Raw genomic sequence first — 19,760 nt, forward strand, 5'->3', positions numbered from 1 at the left:
GCCAGTCTTTCAGGCCGAGGACGGCGGGGCCACTGCTCGCGCCGGGTTTATCCCGCCGCCGGGTCGTGCCGGGTCGTGCCGGGGCGTGCCGGGGCGTGCCGGGGCGCGGTGTGGCGTGGTGTGGTGGGGTCGGGTGCATGCTGCGGCGTGGTGCGCATAACTCAGGCAGAACTGGCCTGGTGGGGCTGGTGGCGGTGTGCGGGAGGCGGTTCTGCCTGAGTTATGAACGGCCGGAGCCGGAGCCGGAGCCGGAGCCGGAGCCGGAGCCGGAGCCGGAGCCGGAGCCGGAGCCCGGGCCGGGGCCGGAGCCGGAGCCCGGGCCGGGGCCGGGGCCGGAGGCTGAGGCGGAAGCGGGGCCAGGACCAGGGTTTGGGCGGGCGCCGCGGCGGGCGCCGCGGCCGGGTGTGGTGCCGGGGTCGGCGGGGCGTGGTGCGCATAACTCAGGCAGGACTGGCCTGGTGGGGCTGGTGGCGGGTGCGGGAGGTGGTTCTGCCTGAGTTATGAACGGCCGGAGCCGGAGCCGGAGCCGGAGCCGGAGCCGGGGCCGGGGCCGGGGCCGGGGGTGAGAGCGGGCGCGTTGCGGATGCCGATGAGCGCCGCGACGCCGCCGGCCGCGAGCAGGACCGCGGTGATCACGGCCGAACGGTGGAAGCCGTCCAGATCGAGAGAGCCGCCGATCGCCGCGGCCACGGCGGCGATCGCGACGAGCCCCGCGATGCGGGAGACCGCGTTGTTGACGGCCGAGGCGATGCCCGACCGCGACGCGTCGACCGAGCCGAGGATGGCGGCGGTGAGCGGCGCGACCGTGATCGACAGACCCAGGCCGAACACCAGCATCCCCGGCAGCACCTGCCACCAGTAGTCGAAGTCGGGCTCGATCCGCAGGAACAGAAGCGATCCCGCGGCCATGACGAGTGGCCCCGCGGTCATGAACAGCCGTGGCCCGATCCGCCCGCTGAGCGCGCCGAAGCGGGAGCTGAGCGCGACCATCAGGATCGTCGTGGGGAGCGAGGCGAGACCCGCCAGGGTGGCGGACAGCCCCGCGCCCTGCTGGAGGTAGATCGCGATCACGAAGCCGTTGAGCGACAGGGCGGCGTAGACGAACCAGGTGGCGATGTTGCCGGCCGAGAAGTTCCGGATGCGGAAGAGCCCGAGGGGGAGCAGCGGGGATGCGGCGACGCGCTGTCGCCAGACGAAACCGCCGAGAAGCAGGAGACCCGCCGCGAACGGCGCCCAGACGAGGGGGGACCCCCAGCCGGCGTTGGGCTCCTCGATGAGCGCGAAGACGGCCAGCCCGAGCCCGACGGTGCACAGCGATCCGCTCCACCAGTCGATCTTCGCGCCGGGCACGCGGCGGTCACGCGCGTCGACCCGGGGCAGCAGCCACAGTGTGACGGCGATCGGGAGCACGTTGACGAGGAACGCGAACCGCCAGGAGAGGTGGTCGACGAACAGCCCGCCGATGAGGGGTCCCGCGACCATGGCGGAGGTCGTGAGAGCGGTCCAGACGCCGATCGCGCGAGCCTGCCGGGACCCTCGGATCGTCGAGGTGATGAGGGCGAGCGAGCTCGGCACGAGGAATGCCGCCGCCGCACCCTGCACCGCCCGCGCGACGATCAGGAAGACGGCGCTGGGCGCGAGGGCCACGGCGATCGAGGCCACGCCGAAGCCCACGAGCCCCCAGCGCAGCACGAGGATCCGCCCGAACGCGTCGCTCACCGAGCCCGCCAGCAGGATGAGCGCGCCGAGAGTGACGAGGTAGGCGTCGGCGACCCACTGCTGCGTCGCGAGTCCCCCGCCGAGCTCGCGGTCGATCGCGGGGAGTGCGACGTTCACGATCGTGCCGTCGAGGAAGGACACGAAGGATCCGAGGACCGCGATCGCCACCACCAGCCGCTGCTGCGCAGTGAACCGCTCCGTCATCGGGACCTCCCGGGTGCGAGGTTACGCCACCGGACGTAGCCTGTGCGGGGAGGGCGGATGCGGCATCCGCCCGGGACGGACGACCATGGAATTCGGGCTGCACATCGCGGACTTCACCTGGAAGACGGGGCCCGCGGCCCTCGGGCCGGCGCTGGCCGCGCATGTGCGCGAGGCGGAGGCCGCCGGCATCCAGCGCATCACGGTGATGGACCACTTCTGGCAGCTGCCGGGCATCGGGCCCGAGAGCAACGAGATGCTCGAGGCATATGCGACGCTCGGGTTCATCGCGGCGCACACGGAGAAGGCGCTGCTGCACACGCTCGTCACGGGGGTGATCTACCGGCATCCGTCGTTGCTGGCCAAGCAGATCTCGACCCTCAACGTGCTCTCCGGCGGCCGGGTCGGCCTCGGGATCGGCGCGGCGTGGAACGAGCAGGAGTGCGCGGGGCTCGGGTTCCCGTTCCCGCCGGTCGCCCGGCGCTTCCGGGAGCTCGAGGAGACGCTGCAGATCTGTCAGCAGATGTGGTCGGACTCCGACGGGCCGTACGAGGGTGAGATCTGGCAGCTGGAACGCACGCTGAACTCGCCGCAGAACCTGTCGAAGCCGTACCTGATGATCGGCGGCGGGGGCGAGAAGAAGACGCTGCGGCTCGTGGCGCAGCACGCCGACGCCTGCAACCTGTCGACGATGGGCGGGCTCGACGCGCTCGCGCACAAGCTGGACGTGCTGCGCGGCCACTGCGAGGCGGTCGGGCGCTCCTACGACGAGATCGAGAAGACGGCCATGGTCGGCGTGAACCCGCAGTCGACGGCGGATGCGGTGGCCACCGAGGTCGATGCGCTCGCCGAGCTCGGGGTCACCGCGACCTACGTGTTCGCCGTGGGGGCGGACGACCCGTCGCGCACGGTCGAGCTCGTCTCGAACGTCGCCGCGCGCGTCGCGTAGGCCCCCGGCCGTCCGCGATTCGCGGGGTGGGCATGGCGTGTCGTAAGCTGGTAGACGGTGACGTGTCCGAGCGGCCGAAGGTGCAACTCTCGAAAAGTTGTGTAGGGTAACCCCCTACCGTGGGTTCAAATCCCACCGTCACCGCCACCACGAAGGCCCCGACTCCCCTAGAAAACACTGGGAAGTCGGGGCCTTCGTCACTCCCCGGACTTGCTCCGTGGCAACACTTTGGCAACAACTGCTGCACGGCGAGCCTCATCCAGCGCCGTCGCAACCCCGTCGAGATCGTCGTCGAACAGGTCCGCGTAGGTGTCGAGAGTCATGCTCGCGGACGCGTGGCCGAGCATCCGCTGCACCGCTTTCACGTTCGCGCCGGAGCTGATCGCGAGCGACGCGGCCGTGTGCCGCAGATCGTGCGGCGTCACTCTCGGCATCCGCGCCGGCTCCTTCCCGCCGCGAGCTTTCGCCTCAGCGGCGGCTTTCGCCTCGTCGTCGAGGACACGTCGGACCGCGGCCGCGAACCACCCATCGCGGCTGTTCGGGAGCCTCATGTGCAGTCGGCCGTCGCCGAACAGCAGGTCGTCACGGCTCTTGCCCTCGCAGAGCTTCGCGATCGGCAGCGCGAGAAACTCCGGGTATGGCACCGAGCGGGTCTCGTGGGTCTTCGGTGTGCCGACGTGGATGACGGTGCCGACCATCACGGCGTTCTCCTCGACGCTCACACGACGCCTGAGCGCGTCGACGTGCCGAACCCGCAGCCCGGTCGCCTCGCCCCACCGCAGGCCCGTGTACGCGAGGAACAGCACCAGTGTGGGGTGAGCGGAGGCGTCGGCGAGGGTCTGCACCTGCTGGTGTGTGAGGTACGGCTTCGACTTCGGTACTTTGCGGGGGAGTGTCACGCCTCGCGCGACGTTGCGACTCACACGCCGGTCGTTCACCGCGACGTCCAGCAGCGCCGCCAGCAGTCCGTACGAGCGCAGCACCGTAGTCGCTGACTTGTCTCGTGCGAGCTCTGACACCCACTCCTGCACCTCGGAGTGCTTGATGCTCCCGACCTTCCGTGCACCCCACCGGGGTTCCACGTGCGTCTCCCACGCGCTCTTCACCGGCCGGTAGCTGGACGGCTTCATTACATGCTCGCGCGCTGTCAGCCAGCCGGCGGCGATGCTCGAGATCGTCTCCCGCGCGTCAGCCGGGTTGACGTAGTCGCCCTTCGCTTTCCCCAGCTCGACCTCGGCGAGCCGCAACTCCGCGTCCCGCTTCCGCGCGAACCCGCGTTCCTGGGTCTGAGTGTTGTCGGGGCGCCGGTAGATGATGCGGTAGAGCTTCTTGCCCGCCTTCGTCTCGTACGCGTGAACGCTACCCATCTGCGTCCTCGTGGAAGTGGTCATGTTCGCGCTTCAGAGCATCCAGGACCGCTCTGGCGTGAGGGCTAGTGACCTCTCGGCGGTTCAGTTTCAAACTGGCGTCGATCGAGCCGATCACGTTAGCAGTAGCCACCCAGCCAGGTGTCTGCCGTATCAGTGACTCGGTCACGAAGTACTCGTCGTTCTCGTGCAGCTCTCTCATGGCGTCCGCTGCGAGCGCGAATGAGAGCATGGCTCGCGCATACGCGAGCGAAGCGGTCTCCAAGTTCCTGCTTGCTTCTTCAAGGCGGCCGCCCGCGTCGTGCAGTGGAGCCCGATCTTCCCCGAGACCTAAGAGGTTGGCTGCGGGCACCCCCAATGCTGCACCGAAGATCGGGAGCTCGGAGGCGAGAACCTTCCTGGTCGCGTGCTCGATCTTGTAGACGGTCGTAGACGGAATGTTCAAGCCGCGTGCCTCGAGTGCTCGCGAAAGGTCGGCTTGCGACATCCCTGCGGACTCTCGGTAGTTGCGGATCCGTTGGCCGAGAAGCACGTCTGGTGTGGGCACAATCCAACGATATCCCAAAAGGTTATGACATTGCATCAAGATCTGCTACGGTGAACGAAGTGAAGCAGAATTTGCCAGCGTATCGAAGCAGATTTGGAGAGGGCGGGAGATGGCCAGTACCTATCTGACCCCTAAAGAGGCGGCGGACCTGATACCAGGAATGACGACGAGCACCCTGGCGCAGTTGCGCTTCAAGGGGCAGGGACCGAAGTTCCTCAAGCCGACGCCGCGGAAGGTTGTGTACCGGGAGCGGGACGTCATCGACTGGCTTGAAGCGTCCGAACGTACGAGTACGGCAGAGGTCGCGTGATGGGAACTCGCGTCCGTCCCGCCGCGCTTGACGGGCACTCGCTTGAGGCTGAGCTGTCGCTCGATCCGGAGACGAAGGCGAAGGTCGAGGTCGTCGTGCTCGACATCCTCCGCCGCATCGGCCCCGCGACAGACGACCAAATCGTCACGATCTACCACTCCCGGGCTGAGCATTACCCGGGCATCCCGAACGTGACCGAGCAGCGCATCCGGACCGCCCGCGCGACAGCGGTCCGCAAGGGTCTCGTTGGCGCGAACGCGGTGGCGGGTGTGAGCAGGCACGGGAACCCCGCGACCCGGTGGCAGCTCGCCATCAATCCCCACGCATGAGACGTGTCCGGCTTCACGCCAGCAGACCTCGACCCAAGAAGAAAGCCCCCGTCCCGGCTGCCACCGGGAACGAGGGCCAGGCACCCACTAAAGGAACCATGTCATGAACACTGTACATCTCGATATCGCGAGCGTCGAAGAGCAGATCGAGGCGCTTCGACGCCTCCGGGAGGAGATCGACGAGCTCAGCACGCGCCAGAGACTCCTCGCTACCGCCACCATCTCGCAGCTGGACGACGTGGGCATTGATGCCCACATTGTCGAGCCCGATGGTCAGGTGCGGGTCGGTGACCGGACCGTGCTCTGGCGGACGTGGACGCGCAGCGCGTCCGGGGTCGTGCGCCAGGATCTCCGAGCGGGATACGCCGCCGATGATCGCCGCGGACCCATGGTGGGCTACTGGGCGGGCTCGGTCACAGGCGCTCTGGGCCTGTACGAGTACCTCGTCGTGGACGACAACTTCTGCATCGTCGCTCGCGTTCTTGACGATCCTTTCGAAGAGTCAGGCCACCGCCAGGCGGTCGCCCGGGTTCGACGTCAAGCCGCTCACGAAGGCTTCCGGTGCCGGCTGCGGGACCGAGAAGTCACGCTCATCGACCCGATGGGCAACGTCGTGCACGCCGGCGACGTCTGGTCGGCGACGCTCTGGATCGAAGGCATCTACCCTGCCGGGGCAGTGGCGGCATGAGAAATCAGAAGATGAACACCCGCTCTATCCACCCCGGTCGCAACCCCGTGGAGAGCGCTGTGAGAGCGTCGGGTCTCTCGCTGCGAGCACTGTCGAACAGCTCTGGCATCCCGCGGACGTCGCTGAAGCGATTGATCGGTAGACCCGACCGGCTCACGATGGGCGATCTTTACGCGCTCGTCGTGAGCTTGGGAGTGGCCGGCGAAGGACTGGCTGTGCACCTGTTGGACTATTTGAAGGGAAGCGCTGATGGGTCGAAGTCGAGTGGAGGTCGAGAAGCTCGCGTACAGCCTCCCGGAAGCGGCGGAAGCGGTCGGCTACTCGATGCGGACGTTGCAGAGGGCGATCGCACGCAACGATCTGGTTGCGCGGTACGCGAACGCGAAACCGATCATCCTCAAGAGCGAGCTACTGCGGTGGCTCCAGTCCCTACCGGAGCAGCCGCCGTCTCACAGCCAGTAGAGAGCGCTGGCGACATGACCGTCAGCGAGCTGCGTCGTCTCGCGACGACTGAGGGAGTGAGTCCCGGACTGATGTACCGGCGCCTGACCGGCGAGGGAGGGCTCGCATGACCGCTCCCGCCTACCTCGTCGCCATGGCCGCTCCGGTGGAGAAGCGGGGCTTCAGCCCCGAAGACGCCGCGACCTACACCGGGCTGGGGATCTACAAGATCCGCATGTTCATCCGGAAATATCACCTCCCCGCGAAGCACCACGGCCGCGACATCATCATCCTCAAGGAAGACCTCGACGCTCTCCTCGACGGGCTGGAGTCGGCATGACCGGGTTCAACTTCGAGAAGGAGACAGCCGCTGAGATCGCCGTCCTCGCCCGTGACATCGGCACACTGAAGCCGACCCGCATCCTCCTGCTCGACACGTGCAACCGACCCGTGCAGGAACTCGACCGCGATCTCGCGCGCGCCCTCGCGTTACGACTCCTCGACCTGTGCGACGACCTGCCGGAGCCAGCCAGGCCGATCCGACGTCCCACCAGCGTGGACGAGTGGTTGCGAGACCTCGACGGATGACCCGATGGCAGACCCCCTGCAAGATCCCCTCTCGCAGGGGGTCTGCCCGCGTAGGCCCGGCCGCGGACCGGGTGGAAAGGAGACGCCCATGACGTGGACCAGGCTCGACGACTCCTGGACCGACAAACCACAGCTTGAGCACATCGACTACGCCGGACGCTGGCACTACCTCGCCATGATCCAGTTCTGCTGCCGCAACGACCGCCACGACGGCCTCATACGCGCCAGCGACGCTCGCCGAGCATCGGATCATCCGGATCCTGCCCGCGCGCTCAGCGAGCTGGCCGCGGTCGGTCTCATCGAAGTTGTCGGCGCGGGGTACCGAATCGTGGAGATCGCGGACCACGTTCCGCCTCCCTGGGTTGCGAAGAAGCAGGAACGGGACAGGGAACGCAAGCGTCGCGAACGCGCCCACAAGGCGGGTGACCACAGCCTCTGTGACGCAGATCACTGCCCTGTCGCAGCGAATGTCGCAACGACTGTCACGACGAATGTCGCAGCGAACGCCGGGACGGGACGGGACGGGACAGGACGGGCTGATATAGCAACCGGTTCTGAGAACGTCATGGACTGGCCAACGGTCGTTCCCGGGAAGTCTGGCGAAGCAGCGTGAACCCATTGCGGCAAGAACGTCGCTCGCTGGTGGCGACGCTTCGGAAGGGTGAGCGGTTCCGAATGCTCCGGGTTAGGCAGTCAGTCGCCGATCTCAGCTCGTTGCAGGGCAGGACCATCGTGATCGTCGCGGGTGGGTTGCTCGATGACTTCTCAGCCAAAGAGGCGTCGCCTCTGGTCTACGAAGAGCTACTCCAGTCCGAAGACGCGTGGACGCAGCTAGAGCTCGCTGGCCTCGCCGACCTCGTTCCCGGCACAGCGAGGCCACGTCGCTTATATCGACATGGAGGACTCCGCACTAGACGTTATCGACCGATCCAGTCCTACGAGATGGTCCGATGAGTGTCCGCATCACGGAGCCGGGCATGTTCGTTACCCGGACAGAGTTCCGGATGCTGTTGCAGCTCACCAATCTGAGCGAGGTTCGGAAGCGGCTTCGCGGTGATGACTCGCCCGCCTACAGGCTGCTTCACGACATCACTGTGCTTGCTTACTCGGCCGATGCCGCAAACGGCACCGAACCGCGGCATCCCGCGGCATCCGAGGAAGCTGATGGCTGGACAGTAAGAAAGCTCGCACGAGCAACAGGAAGAGCCGAACGCACGATCCGCAAAGACATCTCTGACGGGATCCTCCCCGCCACCAAATGGGGCAACACGTGGCTCATCAACCCCAACGAAGCTCACACATACGTCCAAAGCCGACGGAGGGAACAATGACATGACGCTCAAGGCCCTAGCGCAGCGCATCGAACGCCTCGCACCGCCCCGGGACATCATCGCAATCCGTGACGCGCACGACCGAGCCGAACGCATCACCACATCCGCGGAAGCCGAGCGAATCCTCGAACGCGCCCTCCGCACCAACGACACCTCCCTTGCCTACGCGGTGCTCCATCAAGCCGCTGAGCGAAGCTGGGTCGAACTTCCTGAGCGGACCGCCACCATGCTCACCGCAAACATGCAGCTGACCGACGGAGCTCTCGTCGAGACGACGGCTGACCGCATCCGCCGAATCGCAGGCGAGAATGCCATCGCCCGTCCATCGACGAGAGACCTCCGACGAGCCGCAATGCAGATCGCGCGCGAGCGGCGGATGCGGAATCCGGAGGAGCGCCCCGACTACACGGGACTAACGAACCGTGGGCGTGAGCTTTACAAGTCCCGGCATGCGCCCCTGCACCAGGAGGAAGAGCCCGAGGCCGAGACCGCACCGTCCTCGCTCCTCCCCGGACGCACCCGGGACTGGGGTGATGACGACTGACAAGACAGGCTACGTGCGGACGCGTGAACCCACCCGCACCCCTCACCGACGAAAGGAGAAGAGCATGAGTGACGTGTCCACGTCTCGACGCCCGGAAGGTGCGCCCGGGACCCCCTCCCCCTCCTCCCCAGGTACCTCCGGGGACCTGCGGATTTCGATGCCTGCAATGCAGGGCAAGCCGTTTTTTTTGTGGGGCGTGATGGTTCGTAGTTCTGCTGGTGAGGCGCTTCGGAAGCGTATCTCGCGGGTGGTCGACTGGGACGATCGAGAGCTTGAGGTGTTGGCTCTTGCGGTCGCGCAGGCCGACGACATCCAGAAGCTCGAAGCGTTGCTGGCGGATCAGGGCTTGTTGGTGGTTGGTTCGCAGGGGCAGGTTCGTATGAACCCGTTGATCACTGAGATTCGGTTGCAGCGTGCTCAGTTGGGTAAGTATCTCGCGGAGCTTCGGATCCCTTCTGATGACGATGTCGCGAAGGATCCGAAGAAGCAGCGCGCTGCGGAGGCGATGCATGCGAAGCGGGTTTCTTCGAAGAGTGAGCCGCGGTTGAGGGTGGTGAGCGGCTGATGGCGCGTCTTAAATCTGTGGGCAAGCGAGGAGCTGTCTCGGGGCTGGTGGAGCACTTTCGCCTCCGCGCAGAAGCCCAGATGCTCACCCTGGCCGCTGTCGCGCCGAACGAGATCCTTCCCGACCCGAGTGTCTTGAGCGCTCATCACCGTCGCCGTCTCGCGTCTATCTCGACCGGTGACGCCTTCGTAGTTGGGCGGTGGGAGCTTCCGCGGGGAACTCGCGTTCCCGCGGTGTCCGACGCCTACGTGCTTCACCCTGATGGGCGACTCACGCCGTTCGTGGCCGGACAAGCGCCTCGGCGGCCCATAGATCGGGTCACCGTTCCGCGAGGAACTGCTCGCGCTCTGCACCAAAGCCCTCATCCGAGAAATGAAGCAGAACGATCCTGACTGGGGTACCCGATGACGATTCAGCAGTTACTCGATCAAGCCACAGAACCGGATCAAAGGGCCGCGGAAGCCGTCGAGGAAGCTCCTCGCTCCCGCCTTTCTGCGTTGATCGCGTGTGCGCGTGAGCAGCGGATGGAGTCTGTGCCGTTCGAGATGGCGTTCGGTGAGACGGTCGTTGAGGTCGTGTTGACGGAGGTGCGCGGCTTCGAGTGGTGCGATCTGACGGCTACTGCGCCTCCCCGTCCGGGCAATACCGAGGATGTCCGAATTGGTGCGAACACGGACACGGTGCTCGCACGGTTCCCGGTCGACCGGATCGTTATCGACGGGGAACATCCAACGGCCGAGGAGTGGGTGCAGGTCGTGGCGTTGATCGCGGCACCGTTCCGGTCAGACATTGTGGCCGCGCTGTGGTGGATTCACTGGGGCCGGCACGTGCAACAGCTGAAGGCTGCGACCGCGGCGAAGAACGAGAAGGAGGCCTCTGATGGCTGATCGCGTAGTTAAGGTCACCCTGTCCGCTCAGGTGGCGGAGTACAAGAAGGGCATGCTCGAGGCCGCGCAGGCGACCCGGACGGTGGGGACGGAGGGTGAGAAGCTGGCGCAGTCGCGGGCCGCGTTCGACGCGGTCGGGAAAGCGGGGGTCGCGATGGGTGCGGTCATCGCCGCGGGCGTGGGTGTGGCGATCGCGAAGTTCGCGGAGTTCGACGCGGCGATGTCGAACGTGGAGGCAGCGACCGGTGAGACGGCAGAGAACATGGATGCCCTCCGGAAGGCCGCTATCGACGCGGGCGCGTCGACGGTGTTCTCTGCGACGGACGCGGCTGGTGCGATCGAGGAGCTCGCGAAGGCGGGCCTGAGCACTCAGCAGATCCTCACCGGCGGGCTGAATGGTGCGCTTGCTCTCGCGGCCGCGGGGCAGATGTCGGTCGCGGACGCTGCGCAGACCGCCGCGATCGCGACAAAGCAGTTCGCTCTGGAAGGCAAAGACGTCCCTCACGTGGCGGACCTGCTCGCGGCGGGCGCGGGTAAGGCTGTCGGGGATGTCAGCGACCTGTCGCAGGCTCTGAACCAGGCGGGTCTTGTCGCGCACGGTGCGGGGCAGTCGATCGAGGACACCACGGGTGTGCTCGCCGCTTTCGCCGACGCCGGTCTCCTTGGCTCCGATGCTGGCACGTCGCTGAAGACCGCGATTATCGCCCTGCAGGCGCCGACGGACAAGTCCCGGGCGGTGATGGACCAGTACGGGCTGAGCTTCTACGACGGCACCGGCAAGATGCTCTCCTTCACCCAGATCGCGGGGCAGCTGCAGACCAAGCTCGGGGGCTTGTCGGATGAGCAGCGTAACGCCGCCCTCGCTCAGGTCTTCGGAAACGACGCCCTCCGGTCGGCGAACGTGCTCTACCAGCAGGGCGCGGCGGGTATCCAGCGGTACATCGACCAGACCAACGACGCCGGCTACGCGGCCGAGCAAGCCCGGAAACGCCTCGACAACTTGCGGGGCGATCTCGAGGCCCTCTCGGGAGCGCTGGATTCGGCCCTGATCCAGACCGGGTCGGGGGCGAACGAGACGCTCCGGACGGTCACGCAGGCGCTCACGGGCTTGGTGCAGATGTACTCCGATCTTCCCGAGCCTGTCCAGCATGCGGTGCTCGCGATCGGCGGGGTGACCGCCGCGGTGGCGCTCGCGGGTGGGACGGCGATGCTCGCGGTCCCGAAGTTCATCGAACTGAAAGCCACGATCGACGGTGCAGGGATCTCGATGAAGTCTCTCGGCCTGAGTGCGGGAGGTGCCGGGCTTGCTCTGGCTGGTCTGCTGACGATCGTTGTCGGGATCGCGCAGAAGCAGGCCGAGGCCCGCGCCCAGGCCCAGGCGCAGGCGTACGCGGACACCCTCGAGGATGGGACGCTGCGGGTCACGGAGGCGACGAAGAAGCTCGCCGCGGAGAACCTGTCCAAGACCCCGGGCATGTGGGACAACCTGTTCGGGAAGATCAGCGGCCCCGGGTCGGTGCTCGACTCGGCGGAGAAGCTGCACCTGAGCCTGTCCACGGTCACCGACGCTGCGGTCGGGTCGTCGAAAGCGATCGAGCAGCTCAGCCCCTACCTGAAACGGATCAGGGAGGACTCCGGGTTCGCCGCCGATGAAGCGAACCGGCTCGGCCTGTCTCAGCAAGACCTCGAACGCGCCGCGTTGAAGGTCCAGTCCGGGGTGCAGGGCGAAGCGGACTCCCTCGACGAAGCCGCCCGCCTCGCGAAGCAGAAAGAACAAGCCACCCAGGGCGTCACCGACGCGACGGAGAAGTCCGCTCAGGGTGCCCAGAGCGCCGCGCAGCAGTACCTCGCCGAAGGCGACGCGGTCGACAACCTCGCCTCCGAGCTCGACAAACTCGTCGACCAGATCAACAAAGCCAACGGTGTCGGGCAGGACGCGATCACCAAGAACATCGACTACCAGGACGCGGTCGCCAAACTCGACGAACAGATCAGGAAAGCCACAGAAGGCACCGACGGGTACGCGACCACCCTGGACGTCACCACCCAGGCCGGCAGGGACAACATGGACCTGATCGTCGACCTCGCCGAGAAGTCCCAAGCAGCCGCGAAAGCACAGTTCGACCTCGACTCGAACACCGACGCCTACCGGGCCACCCTCGAAGCCGGCCGGCAAGCACTCATCGACCGCGCCACCCAACTCGGCTACAACACCGAACAAGCCACCGCGCTCGCGGACCAGATCTACCGCATCCCCTCCCAAACCGAGTGGAACGTCATCGCCAACACCGCCGCCGCGACCACCGAAATGGTCGCCTGGCTCAACCAATGGCAAGGCCGGACCGTCACCCTCGAAGCCGTCATGTCCGCCCAACCCGCCGGCTACCAGCAGATCTTCGGACCCGCACCGAACGCCAACGGAGGTCTCTACGACTACACCTCTCCCGCCACCGCCTACGCGCCCGGAGACCTCATCACCCTGCCGACCCACCACCTCATCCCCCTGGAAGGAATGCCCCTGTGACCCTCGTCATCTTCGACCAGCGCGACGACTCCGCCATGATCGTCACCGACACCCTCATCAGCGACCACAACGACCAGACCCCAATCGGGTTCGCCTCGAAAGTGATCCCCCTCCCGCACCTGAACCTCGCCATGGTCTCCATGGGAACGTCGCAGTTCGGCTGGCTGTGGGAGGACTACGTCCGCCGCATCCCTCACTCCATCCGCGACATCGACGACCTCAACCACACCGCGCCCAACGTCCTCCGCACCTTCTGGACCGAGTACACCGCCGAGCGCGGCACCCACACCGACGAACGCATCTGCATCATCGGCTACCCGGACGGCTCCGACAAGATTGTCCGGTACGCCTACGACTCCGCCACCAACTTCGAACCCGAACGATTCGACACCCCCGGCATGTGGACGCAGCCCCGGCCTCAAACATTCACCATCGACCGGTGGGGCGACCAAGACGACATCATCGACATCGCCACACGATTCCGAAACGAAAACCCCAACACCATCGGCGGGCACATTCACGCCACTATCATCCTCAACCACCAGATCCGCACCACCGTCATCGGCTGTTTCCCTGACCACGAGCGCTGCGAGGACGAAGATCGTGACCGATCATCGCCATCACGGCGGGTTCGAGGGGGCGTTTCGGCGTTTCAGTGAGTTGCGTCCGAAAGCAGAGGTAGCAGAGGTCGCACCGGGTCCCACATCGCGCGCACGTCGTCGTCGTGGAAGTTCGCCCATGTCGAACCTCGGTCTGATGCGCGGTGTCCCATCTGGAGCGCCAAAGTGAGGCGCGGCAGCACCTTCCCTTTCTCGGCGATGTCCGCAGAAAGGGTGTCCAGGATGACCGCCTCCGGATGATCTGTCCCCGGAATGAAGGTGACGTAGGGTTGGTCGTCACCGAGGTTGAGCCAGGATGTGCTCCCGGGGTTATAGCCGTCATCTGACCGTTTGTCGCCGTCCAAGAGGGCGATGGCGAAGTACTTGCGGGCAGGGTTATTGAGGTTGTTGTGCCTGGCTTGGTCGCGCGCAGGGGATGCGCCGCCGCGCTTACCCGCTGGAAAGCTCCGCGACGCCATCCCACGGAGTAGGGGCTACTGGCCCCACCACTCGCGGATGCGGTCCCGTTCGGCGTTCTTTGCGTTGATCTCCGCGACCGCGGATTCGGTGACGGTGTAGTGGTCGGGGTTCCCGTCGATCTCGTCGATAGACGGGACCATAGATTCCTGATCAGCCATGGTGTCGTGCCCTTCCGGAGCGGGTGTTGGGCTCGCGACCCTACACCCCGTCACCGATACCGTACGGCCCCGGCTGCCTCTACGAAGGTAGCCGGGGGATCGTCACCGTCGCCGACAAGCCGTGGATCCCTTGCTCATCCGCACCGGGATCTCCGTGACCTCCCACCCCTGAGGGGGCTGCGCCTCAACGAGCCGCGCAAGTTCCGCGGTCGACGCGCCTTCGACTTCGATGGTGCGGGTCTCGCCAGGGCGGATAAGTCCGATCAACACCCAATCAGCCCACGGATGTCGAGGGAAGTGGTGCTGTATGGCGCACGCGCGCCGACTGGCATACTCGACGGCATGAGCACGGGGGCGCCTGCGGGCTGGTATCCGAACGGTGACTACGAGACGTACTGGGATGGGTCCCAATGGACCGACCAGCACCGTCCGAAGACGGACGCCGGGGACGAAGAGCCAGAGGCAACCAATCTGCGTCTCGGAGACGGGCGCTCGGCTCCGCTTCTCGATTTCGTATCGCACATCGCGGGCAAGAATGCACGGGTGTTCGTGTGGCCGGACCGGATCGAGTGGCAGTGGCGCGGTCGTCTCGGTGCCGGAGCGAAGGCCGGTCTGGCTGTGATGACGCTCGGAGTGTCGTACGCGAAGACGGGCTTCACTCGCAAACAGTCGAGCGAGATCATCCCGATCCGATCGATCACGTCCGTCACCTCGAAGAAGGGCAAGGGCTTCCAGACGATCGTTCAGGTGATCACGGCGGGGAACACGATCGATATGCGCATCGGGCATGCGGAGGCGGAGCAGATCAAGTCGACGTTGATGCAGCTCGTCAACGGTTCCTACCAACCGCCCGTGCATGTGTCTTCACCTACGCCCACGGTCGCTCCTGCCGTGCCCCAACCGGACTACGTGGGTCAGCTGCAACAGCTAGCCACGCTGCGTGACGCGGGGATCCTCACCGAAGACGAGTTCGCGGCGAAGAAAGCCGAGATCCTCGCCCGGATGTAACATCCGTGGCGTGGGGAACCCGATGCTCGTCCGCGCGCTGCAGCGCTACCGCGTGCGCCGATCAGTCCTGCTTAGTCCACGTGCCGCAACTGTTCGAAGAGAAGACCTCGCCGTCTCGAAGAGTGACGGTAGCGGTGCCCGACTTCACGATGTTGTTGTCCACGATGTCGGCGTCAGATGCCGTGCTGGTCTTCCAGACGTAGTAGCACCGGCCAGACGTGATGGTGCCGGTCGTGTAGACGCCGGGCGCAGTGTTCTTGCCGACGAGCCGGATGCCTTCACCAAAGCTGTTCGCCGCTACCTGCTGCTCGGTTTTCTTCACTGCGGCTTCGCGTGCGGCGACATCGGCCTCGCGTTTGGCTATGTCTTGCTTCGCGCTCGCGAGGGCGGCCTCAGCGTTCGCGCGTCGGCTTCCCTCAGTGGCCTGGTCCTTCTTAGCCTGGTCTACGTCCGACGCCAGCGCCGCGATCTGGTTGCCCTGCCCGATCACCATCGGGAGCAAGGTCCCGACGGAAGCGCCAACACCCACCACTAGCGCGACGGCCACAGCGATGGCGACAGTCGTGAGCCTCACTGTCCGGTCGCGGAGCGGAGGCTTCGACGCGTCCACCTCGGGCACAGCGGCTTCCGATTCGCTCATGTTCTCCCCCTCAGAGTGTGAGGCTGAGCATAGCGGTCAAGGCCGGAACACGATGTCGCACTCGGGCGCGACGGCGGCTGGATCGGGCGCGGGGTGGCCGCGCCGGGCCCGTGAGCTGTGCTCATTCATCCGCGTTCGGACAATACTCGTCGTGCCAACGTAACGGAATGGAAGTCGCAAGCGTTGAAGGCGCTATCCTGCACCGCACCGTAGGTCAGCACTTCTATCTGCCATCACGGAGCTTCACTGATCCCGCGCCGGACGGCATCCTGAGCATCTGCGACGAGCACCGCGAAGCCAGCCCACGCGGACCCCGACTGGGACGGGGTCGGGGACTCCACCGTCGTCGCCATCGTTGTGGGGTGGAATGGCGGCGAGGACCGCGCGGAAGAGGCGGACGTCGCGCTCCATGCTCTCGGCGACGAGTGCCCGCGGATCGTCGTGACCCCGGTGGATGGCGGCCGGACCAGGGCTGTCCTCGACACCGCCTCCGCCCGACGCCTCGCGGACGCTGTCACCGCCACAATCCACGCCCTGCCCGCCTGACTATCACCGCGCCCCCGGCGTCGCTCCGACTAGGAGGCGACGCTGGGGGCCGCTATTCATCGTGTATGCGGGTGAAGTCGTGCGTCCCGTGGACGAGCCCGTCGCGACGCTCGACGCCGAGCGGCACCCACGCTTCACACTCGGGGAACGCGGCGAGGAGAGCGTCGCACAGCATCGCCGTCTCCGCGATCCGGTAGAAGCCGACCCATCGGCCGACGTCGGGGTCGAGGATGTCGTCGCGGCCGCGGCCGCGGCCGAGCTCGCGGACCTCGTCGATCACCGGGCCGGGATCGGACGTGAACTCGTTACGGGACAGAGCCGCGGAGATTGCGAGTCCGAGCAGCTTGTCGGGGCTGGGTGTGGACCGGGGCATCGGAGTGTCCTTCCTCCGGCCGGAACCACGATGCTACGCCGCGGCCACCGACATCACAGCCCGTTGGCGGTGGCTCCGGCCTCGGCTTGCTCCTGGGTGAACTTCTCGAAGACGAGCTGCTCGATGAGACCGTCGCGCGAGAACCCCGTCATGTCGAGGTAGCTCTTCGCCTTACGGGCGGCCTGCTGATTCCAGTCGACGTTGAGGCTGTCGATCCCCACGGCCGCGTCGGAGGCGTCGAACTTCTCGAAGACGAGCTGGTCGATGAGCCCATCGCGCGAGAACCCGGTCATGTTCAAGTAGCTTTTCGCCTTGCTGGCCGCGTTCTTCTGCGCCACAGTCAGCGCCGGAGCGGCCGGAGCGGCCGGAGCCGCGGCCTCGGCCGTTGCTGCCGCGACCGGCGTCGACGAGGGTGCCGTGGAGGGCGTCTGAGCAACGGCAGTCTCGGCAACAGCGGGAGTCTCGGATGCAGCGGCCGCGGCCGTCTTCACCGCGCTGCTCACCGCAGACCCCACGCCCGCGAGGGATGCGATCGAGACGACGATCGCGATCAGCCACGCGACCGCGCCGATACCGAGCCCGAGGCCTGCGAAGAGGCGCTTCCGGCCTTTGAGGACGAGGCCGATGATACCGAGCACGATGGCGGCGATCGCCGGCAGCCACGCGATGAAACTCGCGAACGGAATCACCGCGAGCACGAAGGCGACGATGCCAACGATGAGAGCAGCCAAGCCGAGCCCATTGCCCTGCTTCTCTGCAGGTGCGGGCGGCTGGACGACGGGCTGCGGAACTGTCATGTTTCCCCCTGGTTGCGTCGAGAACGCCGAGCGGGCCGATCCCCGATTCGGCTGCGCTCAACCTACTCCCTATGCGGCGGCTTTGCCGCGCCCGATCGCGGACGCTCCAGAGCTGCGCGAGAAAGCTCATGGCGTGGGGCCGCGAGACGTTCGACGATGCGTGAGCGTTAGACGTCGTCGGGTGCCTCTCGCCTCGCCCACTCCGCGAAGGTGAAAGAGACGTTCCAGCGTGCGTTCGCATGCTCCTCCAGCCAGTACGACAAGGTCAAAAGCGGGTGGGGGAGCCGCGCGAGTTCGCGTACCTCCTCGCTGTCTAGCGTTTCAGCTCCACTTCGGAGTTTTGCTTTGAGGGATGTCGAGAGCGCCGCCCACGCTTCGAGATACGCGGCTTCGATCTGCCGGGCGAGAGGGTCGTCGGCCGAGAACATGCTCATGACGCCAGCGTAAACGCGGACATCCCGGGATGATGCCGCTTGCCAGTCGTGCAACAGATCGTCGACGTTCTCGGGGTCTGATCACGTTTATCACGGGAGTTTTCACTCGGGACTGCTGCAAGAGGCCGATGCTGGGCGGGGCGGCCTCTCACCGCGCACGCTGTCTAATGCGGTCAGCTGGGGCGATGTCGGAGGTTGGTGGTCTACTCTGAATCCCATCGAGCACAGGAGGATGCCATGGCACCCGTAATCGACGTCTCCCGTGAGAAGCTACTGGCTCGCCGCGTGGAGATCCTGCGACGTATTGAACTGAATGAGTCCGAGTTCGAGGCGGCGCGTGCCACCCGGAGTCTCTCGGCTGAGGAGTGGGAAGCGAAGGAAGAGCTCGACGAGATCGAGTTCCTCCTCGGTGCCGACGACTGACCGGTCCGAGCATGATTGACCTGAACTCCCGCGCGGCCGCTTTCGCTCAGGAGATGCAGGACACGATTTCGGGCGTGCTCCCGGGGAACTTCCAGTTCGTTTCAGTCGCGCATGGCGGGCGATACGTTGTGAGGCCAGAGGGCGATGAGCCGGCGCATCAGCGCGTGCCCCTATTCGTCGACGGGGAGCAACTGGCAACGCTCGGTGTGCAGGTCTATCTCGGACTCGATAGCTCCGGAAAGTACCTGAAAGCCTGGCGGTCAAAGGTCGCCGTGCATTCGACGCTCGACCGAACTCCTCTCGTTCGCCAAGAGTTCGACGCGGCGATCTCCGAGTCCGCTCCGCTGTCCCACTGGCATGTGCACGCTGACCGCGGCTCGCTCTCTCATCTCTTGGGCCGCGCCCATGCGGTGAGGGCGGACGTGGTGCGCAAGCCCCACGACATGTCATCGCTTCACTTCCCGGTCGGCGGCGAGCGGTTCCGCCCCTGCATGGAAGACGTACTCGAGTTCTTGGTGCGCGAGTTTGGCATCGATCACGAGCCAGGATGGGAGACAGCCGTTCGGGCGGGCCGAGCAAAGTGGCGTCGCATGCAGTTCCGATCGACCGTGCGAGATCTTCAAGATGAGGCGGCCGACGTGCTCCGCGATCACGGATGGACGGTCGAGGCACCTGATGAAGACCGTGAGGAAGGCCCTGGCGTTCTCTACCGGTGGTAGACGACAGCCGTCGCCAATCGCGCACGTGTCGCGGTTACCTCGGCCACCGGGGAAGGGGCAGACACTCGAAGCAGTGAAGGGCTTATCAGCGGTCAGATGAGGCCCATCTCACAGACGTTCATCGCCCAGTCGAACGATCCGCGTTTGGCGGTACGGCAGATGGCACGAGAGGCAAGGGGAGCGTTCTGATGAGCGACAGCGACAAACTCAAGTACTTCGGTCTGAGGATGCTGGACGCCTGTGCACGCGACGACCACGACGCCTACCAACAGCTACATCGCGAGATCGCACGGAGCGAGTACGACGGCACCCATGTGGCGCACTGGTTGGCGGGCATGGTGCTTGAGAGCATCAAGCAACACCCGGACTGGCGAGCAATCCTCGACCGCCAACTCGAGGAGCAACGCCTCTTCGTAGAAGCGGACCTCGACGACCCCGATGACGACGGGATGTTCCTCGAACAGTAGGCGCCGTGACGCCCGTGGATGTCAACCGGAGCGCCTGCCCGGAGTGCATCAGTCCGAGTGTGGTGTTCATGCAGCCCGTCCCTCCAAATTGGTTCGCGTGAATCATCGCCAGTGTCCCAAGGGTCT

At 66.0% G+C, this 19,760-nt stretch carries 27 protein-coding genes and 1 tRNA gene; 19 read left to right on the top strand and 9 right to left on the bottom strand.

Annotation, left to right across the window (positions count from 1 at the left end):
- Positions 1-498: 498 nt before the first annotated feature.
- Positions 499-1,923 carry an MFS transporter gene (locus QE381_RS11855; protein ID WP_307218411.1) on the bottom strand — a complete coding sequence of 475 codons (1,425 nt, stop codon included), beginning with the start codon at positions 1,921-1,923 and terminating at the stop codon, positions 499-501.
- An 85-nt stretch (positions 1,924-2,008) separates the two neighbouring features.
- Between QE381_RS11855 and QE381_RS11860 the strand changes: the two genes are divergently transcribed.
- Both QE381_RS11860 and QE381_RS11865 read left to right on the top strand, forming a co-directional pair.
- The gene (locus tag QE381_RS11860; protein ID WP_307218413.1) at positions 2,009-2,869 is read left to right on the top strand and encodes an LLM class F420-dependent oxidoreductase; all 861 of its coding nucleotides are present in this window, start codon (positions 2,009-2,011) and stop codon (positions 2,867-2,869) included.
- A gap of 56 nt (positions 2,870-2,925) precedes the next feature.
- Positions 2,926-3,016, top strand: a tRNA-Ser gene (locus tag QE381_RS11865).
- Positions 3,017-3,066: 50 nt separating this feature from the next.
- On the opposite strand, the gene QE381_RS11870 is transcribed toward QE381_RS11865, so the two are convergent.
- Both QE381_RS11870 and QE381_RS11875 read right to left on the bottom strand, forming a co-directional pair.
- Entirely contained in the window at positions 3,067-4,236 is a 1,170-nt protein-coding gene (locus QE381_RS11870; protein ID WP_307218415.1) for a site-specific integrase, read from the bottom strand.
- Positions 4,229-4,783, bottom strand: a complete 555-nt coding sequence (locus QE381_RS11875) for a helix-turn-helix domain-containing protein (protein ID WP_307218417.1) — start codon at positions 4,781-4,783, stop codon at positions 4,229-4,231. The genes QE381_RS11870 and QE381_RS11875 overlap by 8 nt, the downstream gene beginning before the upstream one ends.
- Positions 4,784-4,892: 109 nt before the next feature.
- On the opposite strand from QE381_RS11875, the gene QE381_RS11880 reads away from it, so the two are divergent.
- From QE381_RS11880 to QE381_RS11935, 13 genes are all read left to right on the top strand, one after another.
- A complete protein-coding gene (locus QE381_RS11880; protein ID WP_307218419.1) occupies positions 4,893-5,093 on the top strand; it encodes an AlpA family transcriptional regulator in 201 nt (66 codons plus the stop codon).
- Complete coding sequence (locus QE381_RS11885) at positions 5,093-5,422, top strand: hypothetical protein (RefSeq protein ID WP_307218421.1); 330 nt, start codon at positions 5,093-5,095, stop codon at positions 5,420-5,422. The genes QE381_RS11880 and QE381_RS11885 overlap by 1 nt, the downstream gene beginning before the upstream one ends.
- 103 nt (positions 5,423-5,525) lie before the next feature.
- Positions 5,526-6,110 (top strand): hypothetical protein, encoded by a 585-nt coding sequence (locus tag QE381_RS11890; protein WP_307218423.1) that lies wholly within the window; start codon positions 5,526-5,528, stop codon positions 6,108-6,110.
- A gap of 249 nt (positions 6,111-6,359) precedes the next feature.
- The gene (locus QE381_RS17905) at positions 6,360-6,572 is read left to right on the top strand and encodes a helix-turn-helix domain-containing protein (protein ID WP_373426940.1); all 213 of its coding nucleotides are present in this window, start codon (positions 6,360-6,362) and stop codon (positions 6,570-6,572) included.
- 106 nt (positions 6,573-6,678) lie between these two features.
- The gene (locus tag QE381_RS11895) at positions 6,679-6,891 is read left to right on the top strand and encodes a helix-turn-helix domain-containing protein (RefSeq protein WP_307218425.1); all 213 of its coding nucleotides are present in this window, start codon (positions 6,679-6,681) and stop codon (positions 6,889-6,891) included.
- Positions 6,888-7,139, top strand: coding sequence for a hypothetical protein (locus QE381_RS11900; RefSeq protein WP_307218427.1), 252 nt, complete (start codon positions 6,888-6,890; stop codon positions 7,137-7,139). Before QE381_RS11895 ends, QE381_RS11900 begins: the two co-directional genes overlap by 4 nt.
- An 88-nt stretch (positions 7,140-7,227) precedes the next feature.
- Positions 7,228-7,752, top strand: a complete 525-nt coding sequence (locus QE381_RS11905) for a hypothetical protein (RefSeq protein WP_307218428.1) — start codon at positions 7,228-7,230, stop codon at positions 7,750-7,752.
- Positions 7,753-8,089: 337 nt separating this feature from the next.
- Complete coding sequence (locus QE381_RS11910) at positions 8,090-8,470, top strand: hypothetical protein (RefSeq protein ID WP_307218430.1); 381 nt, start codon at positions 8,090-8,092, stop codon at positions 8,468-8,470.
- A gap of 1 nt (position 8,471) precedes the next feature.
- Positions 8,472-9,014, top strand: a complete 543-nt coding sequence (locus tag QE381_RS11915) for a hypothetical protein (RefSeq protein ID WP_307218432.1) — start codon at positions 8,472-8,474, stop codon at positions 9,012-9,014.
- A 157-nt stretch (positions 9,015-9,171) separates the two neighbouring features.
- Positions 9,172-9,579: a hypothetical protein gene (locus QE381_RS11920; protein ID WP_307218433.1), complete on the top strand. Its 408-nt coding sequence runs from the start codon at positions 9,172-9,174 to the stop codon at positions 9,577-9,579.
- A 404-nt stretch (positions 9,580-9,983) separates the two neighbouring features.
- Positions 9,984-10,466 carry a hypothetical protein gene (locus tag QE381_RS11925; protein ID WP_307218434.1) on the top strand — a complete coding sequence of 161 codons (483 nt, stop codon included), beginning with the start codon at positions 9,984-9,986 and terminating at the stop codon, positions 10,464-10,466.
- Complete coding sequence (locus tag QE381_RS11930) at positions 10,459-12,990, top strand: phage tail tape measure protein (RefSeq protein WP_307218435.1); 2,532 nt, start codon at positions 10,459-10,461, stop codon at positions 12,988-12,990. The genes QE381_RS11925 and QE381_RS11930 overlap by 8 nt, the downstream gene beginning before the upstream one ends.
- A complete protein-coding gene (locus QE381_RS11935) occupies positions 12,987-13,649 on the top strand; it encodes a hypothetical protein (protein ID WP_307218436.1) in 663 nt (220 codons plus the stop codon). Before QE381_RS11930 ends, QE381_RS11935 begins: the two co-directional genes overlap by 4 nt.
- Here the strand turns inward: QE381_RS11935 and QE381_RS11940 are convergent.
- Positions 13,643-14,068, bottom strand: coding sequence for a hypothetical protein (locus QE381_RS11940; protein WP_307218438.1), 426 nt, complete (start codon positions 14,066-14,068; stop codon positions 13,643-13,645). The genes QE381_RS11935 and QE381_RS11940 overlap by 7 nt on opposite strands.
- A 15-nt stretch (positions 14,069-14,083) precedes the next feature.
- Complete coding sequence (locus QE381_RS11945; protein WP_307218439.1) at positions 14,084-14,209, bottom strand: hypothetical protein; 126 nt, start codon at positions 14,207-14,209, stop codon at positions 14,084-14,086.
- A gap of 360 nt (positions 14,210-14,569) precedes the next feature.
- Between QE381_RS11945 and QE381_RS11950 the strand changes: the two genes are divergently transcribed.
- Entirely contained in the window at positions 14,570-15,235 is a 666-nt protein-coding gene (locus tag QE381_RS11950; protein ID WP_307218441.1) for an SHOCT domain-containing protein, read from the top strand.
- A gap of 61 nt (positions 15,236-15,296) precedes the next feature.
- Here the strand turns inward: QE381_RS11950 and QE381_RS11955 are convergent, their stop codons facing one another.
- From QE381_RS11955 to QE381_RS11970, 4 genes are all read right to left on the bottom strand, one after another.
- On the bottom strand, positions 15,297-15,875 hold the full coding sequence (locus QE381_RS11955) for a hypothetical protein (protein ID WP_307218443.1): 579 nt from the start codon (positions 15,873-15,875) through the stop codon (positions 15,297-15,299).
- A 598-nt stretch (positions 15,876-16,473) separates the two neighbouring features.
- A complete protein-coding gene (locus QE381_RS11960) occupies positions 16,474-16,794 on the bottom strand; it encodes a hypothetical protein (protein WP_307218444.1) in 321 nt (106 codons plus the stop codon).
- A gap of 53 nt (positions 16,795-16,847) precedes the next feature.
- Complete coding sequence (locus tag QE381_RS11965; RefSeq protein ID WP_307218446.1) at positions 16,848-17,591, bottom strand: Ltp family lipoprotein; 744 nt, start codon at positions 17,589-17,591, stop codon at positions 16,848-16,850.
- 167 nt (positions 17,592-17,758) lie between these two features.
- Complete coding sequence (locus QE381_RS11970; RefSeq protein ID WP_307218448.1) at positions 17,759-18,025, bottom strand: hypothetical protein; 267 nt, start codon at positions 18,023-18,025, stop codon at positions 17,759-17,761.
- A 237-nt stretch (positions 18,026-18,262) separates the two neighbouring features.
- Here QE381_RS11970 and QE381_RS11975 point away from each other — a divergent pair, with 237 nt between their 5' ends.
- The 3 genes from QE381_RS11975 (at position 18,263) to QE381_RS11985 (ending at position 19,634) form a co-directional block, all read left to right on the top strand.
- Positions 18,263-18,448 carry a hypothetical protein gene (locus QE381_RS11975; RefSeq protein ID WP_307218450.1) on the top strand — a complete coding sequence of 62 codons (186 nt, stop codon included), beginning with the start codon at positions 18,263-18,265 and terminating at the stop codon, positions 18,446-18,448.
- A gap of 11 nt (positions 18,449-18,459) precedes the next feature.
- Positions 18,460-19,167 (top strand): hypothetical protein, encoded by a 708-nt coding sequence (locus QE381_RS11980; RefSeq protein ID WP_307218452.1) that lies wholly within the window; start codon positions 18,460-18,462, stop codon positions 19,165-19,167.
- Between the two features lie 188 nt (positions 19,168-19,355).
- A complete protein-coding gene (locus tag QE381_RS11985; RefSeq protein WP_307218454.1) occupies positions 19,356-19,634 on the top strand; it encodes a hypothetical protein in 279 nt (92 codons plus the stop codon).
- The last annotated feature ends 126 nt before the right edge of the window (positions 19,635-19,760 follow it).

Source organism: Microbacterium sp. SORGH_AS_0888, from assembly GCF_030818905.1.
Lineage (GTDB): Bacteria > Actinomycetota > Actinomycetes > Actinomycetales > Microbacteriaceae > Microbacterium.

Excerpts from the sequence above, each read along its gene's own strand:
- QE381_RS11965 (WP_307218446.1), bottom strand. The coding sequence starts at position 17,591 with ATGACAGTTCCGCAGCCCGTCGTCCAGCCGCCCGCACCTGCAGAGAAG.
- QE381_RS11920 (WP_307218433.1), top strand. The coding sequence starts at position 9,172 with ATGCCTGCAATGCAGGGCAAGCCGTTTTTTTTGTGGGGCGTGATGGTT.
- QE381_RS11940 (WP_307218438.1), bottom strand. The coding sequence starts at position 14,068 with ATGGCGTCGCGGAGCTTTCCAGCGGGTAAGCGCGGCGGCGCATCCCCT.
- QE381_RS11860 (WP_307218413.1), top strand. The coding sequence starts at position 2,009 with ATGGAATTCGGGCTGCACATCGCGGACTTCACCTGGAAGACGGGGCCC.
- QE381_RS11945 (WP_307218439.1), bottom strand. The coding sequence starts at position 14,209 with ATGGTCCCGTCTATCGACGAGATCGACGGGAACCCCGACCACTACACC.
- QE381_RS11905 (WP_307218428.1), top strand. The coding sequence starts at position 7,228 with ATGACGTGGACCAGGCTCGACGACTCCTGGACCGACAAACCACAGCTT.
- QE381_RS11915 (WP_307218432.1), top strand. The coding sequence starts at position 8,472 with ATGACGCTCAAGGCCCTAGCGCAGCGCATCGAACGCCTCGCACCGCCC.
- QE381_RS11955 (WP_307218443.1), bottom strand. The coding sequence starts at position 15,875 with ATGAGCGAATCGGAAGCCGCTGTGCCCGAGGTGGACGCGTCGAAGCCT.
- QE381_RS11880 (WP_307218419.1), top strand. The coding sequence starts at position 4,893 with ATGGCCAGTACCTATCTGACCCCTAAAGAGGCGGCGGACCTGATACCA.
- QE381_RS11890 (WP_307218423.1), top strand. The coding sequence starts at position 5,526 with ATGAACACTGTACATCTCGATATCGCGAGCGTCGAAGAGCAGATCGAG.
- QE381_RS11855 (WP_307218411.1), bottom strand. The coding sequence starts at position 1,923 with ATGACGGAGCGGTTCACTGCGCAGCAGCGGCTGGTGGTGGCGATCGCG.
- QE381_RS11970 (WP_307218448.1), bottom strand. The coding sequence starts at position 18,025 with ATGAGCATGTTCTCGGCCGACGACCCTCTCGCCCGGCAGATCGAAGCC.
- QE381_RS11985 (WP_307218454.1), top strand. The coding sequence starts at position 19,356 with ATGAGCGACAGCGACAAACTCAAGTACTTCGGTCTGAGGATGCTGGAC.
- QE381_RS11910 (WP_307218430.1), top strand. The coding sequence starts at position 8,090 with ATGAGTGTCCGCATCACGGAGCCGGGCATGTTCGTTACCCGGACAGAG.
- QE381_RS11930 (WP_307218435.1), top strand. The coding sequence starts at position 10,459 with ATGGCTGATCGCGTAGTTAAGGTCACCCTGTCCGCTCAGGTGGCGGAG.
- QE381_RS11870 (WP_307218415.1), bottom strand. The coding sequence starts at position 4,236 with ATGGGTAGCGTTCACGCGTACGAGACGAAGGCGGGCAAGAAGCTCTAC.
- QE381_RS17905 (WP_373426940.1), top strand. The coding sequence starts at position 6,360 with ATGGGTCGAAGTCGAGTGGAGGTCGAGAAGCTCGCGTACAGCCTCCCG.
- QE381_RS11960 (WP_307218444.1), bottom strand. The coding sequence starts at position 16,794 with ATGCCCCGGTCCACACCCAGCCCCGACAAGCTGCTCGGACTCGCAATC.
- QE381_RS11980 (WP_307218452.1), top strand. The coding sequence starts at position 18,460 with ATGATTGACCTGAACTCCCGCGCGGCCGCTTTCGCTCAGGAGATGCAG.
- QE381_RS11975 (WP_307218450.1), top strand. The coding sequence starts at position 18,263 with ATGGCACCCGTAATCGACGTCTCCCGTGAGAAGCTACTGGCTCGCCGC.
- QE381_RS11895 (WP_307218425.1), top strand. The coding sequence starts at position 6,679 with ATGACCGCTCCCGCCTACCTCGTCGCCATGGCCGCTCCGGTGGAGAAG.
- QE381_RS11925 (WP_307218434.1), top strand. The coding sequence starts at position 9,984 with ATGACGATTCAGCAGTTACTCGATCAAGCCACAGAACCGGATCAAAGG.
- QE381_RS11885 (WP_307218421.1), top strand. The coding sequence starts at position 5,093 with ATGGGAACTCGCGTCCGTCCCGCCGCGCTTGACGGGCACTCGCTTGAG.
- QE381_RS11900 (WP_307218427.1), top strand. The coding sequence starts at position 6,888 with ATGACCGGGTTCAACTTCGAGAAGGAGACAGCCGCTGAGATCGCCGTC.
- QE381_RS11950 (WP_307218441.1), top strand. The coding sequence starts at position 14,570 with ATGAGCACGGGGGCGCCTGCGGGCTGGTATCCGAACGGTGACTACGAG.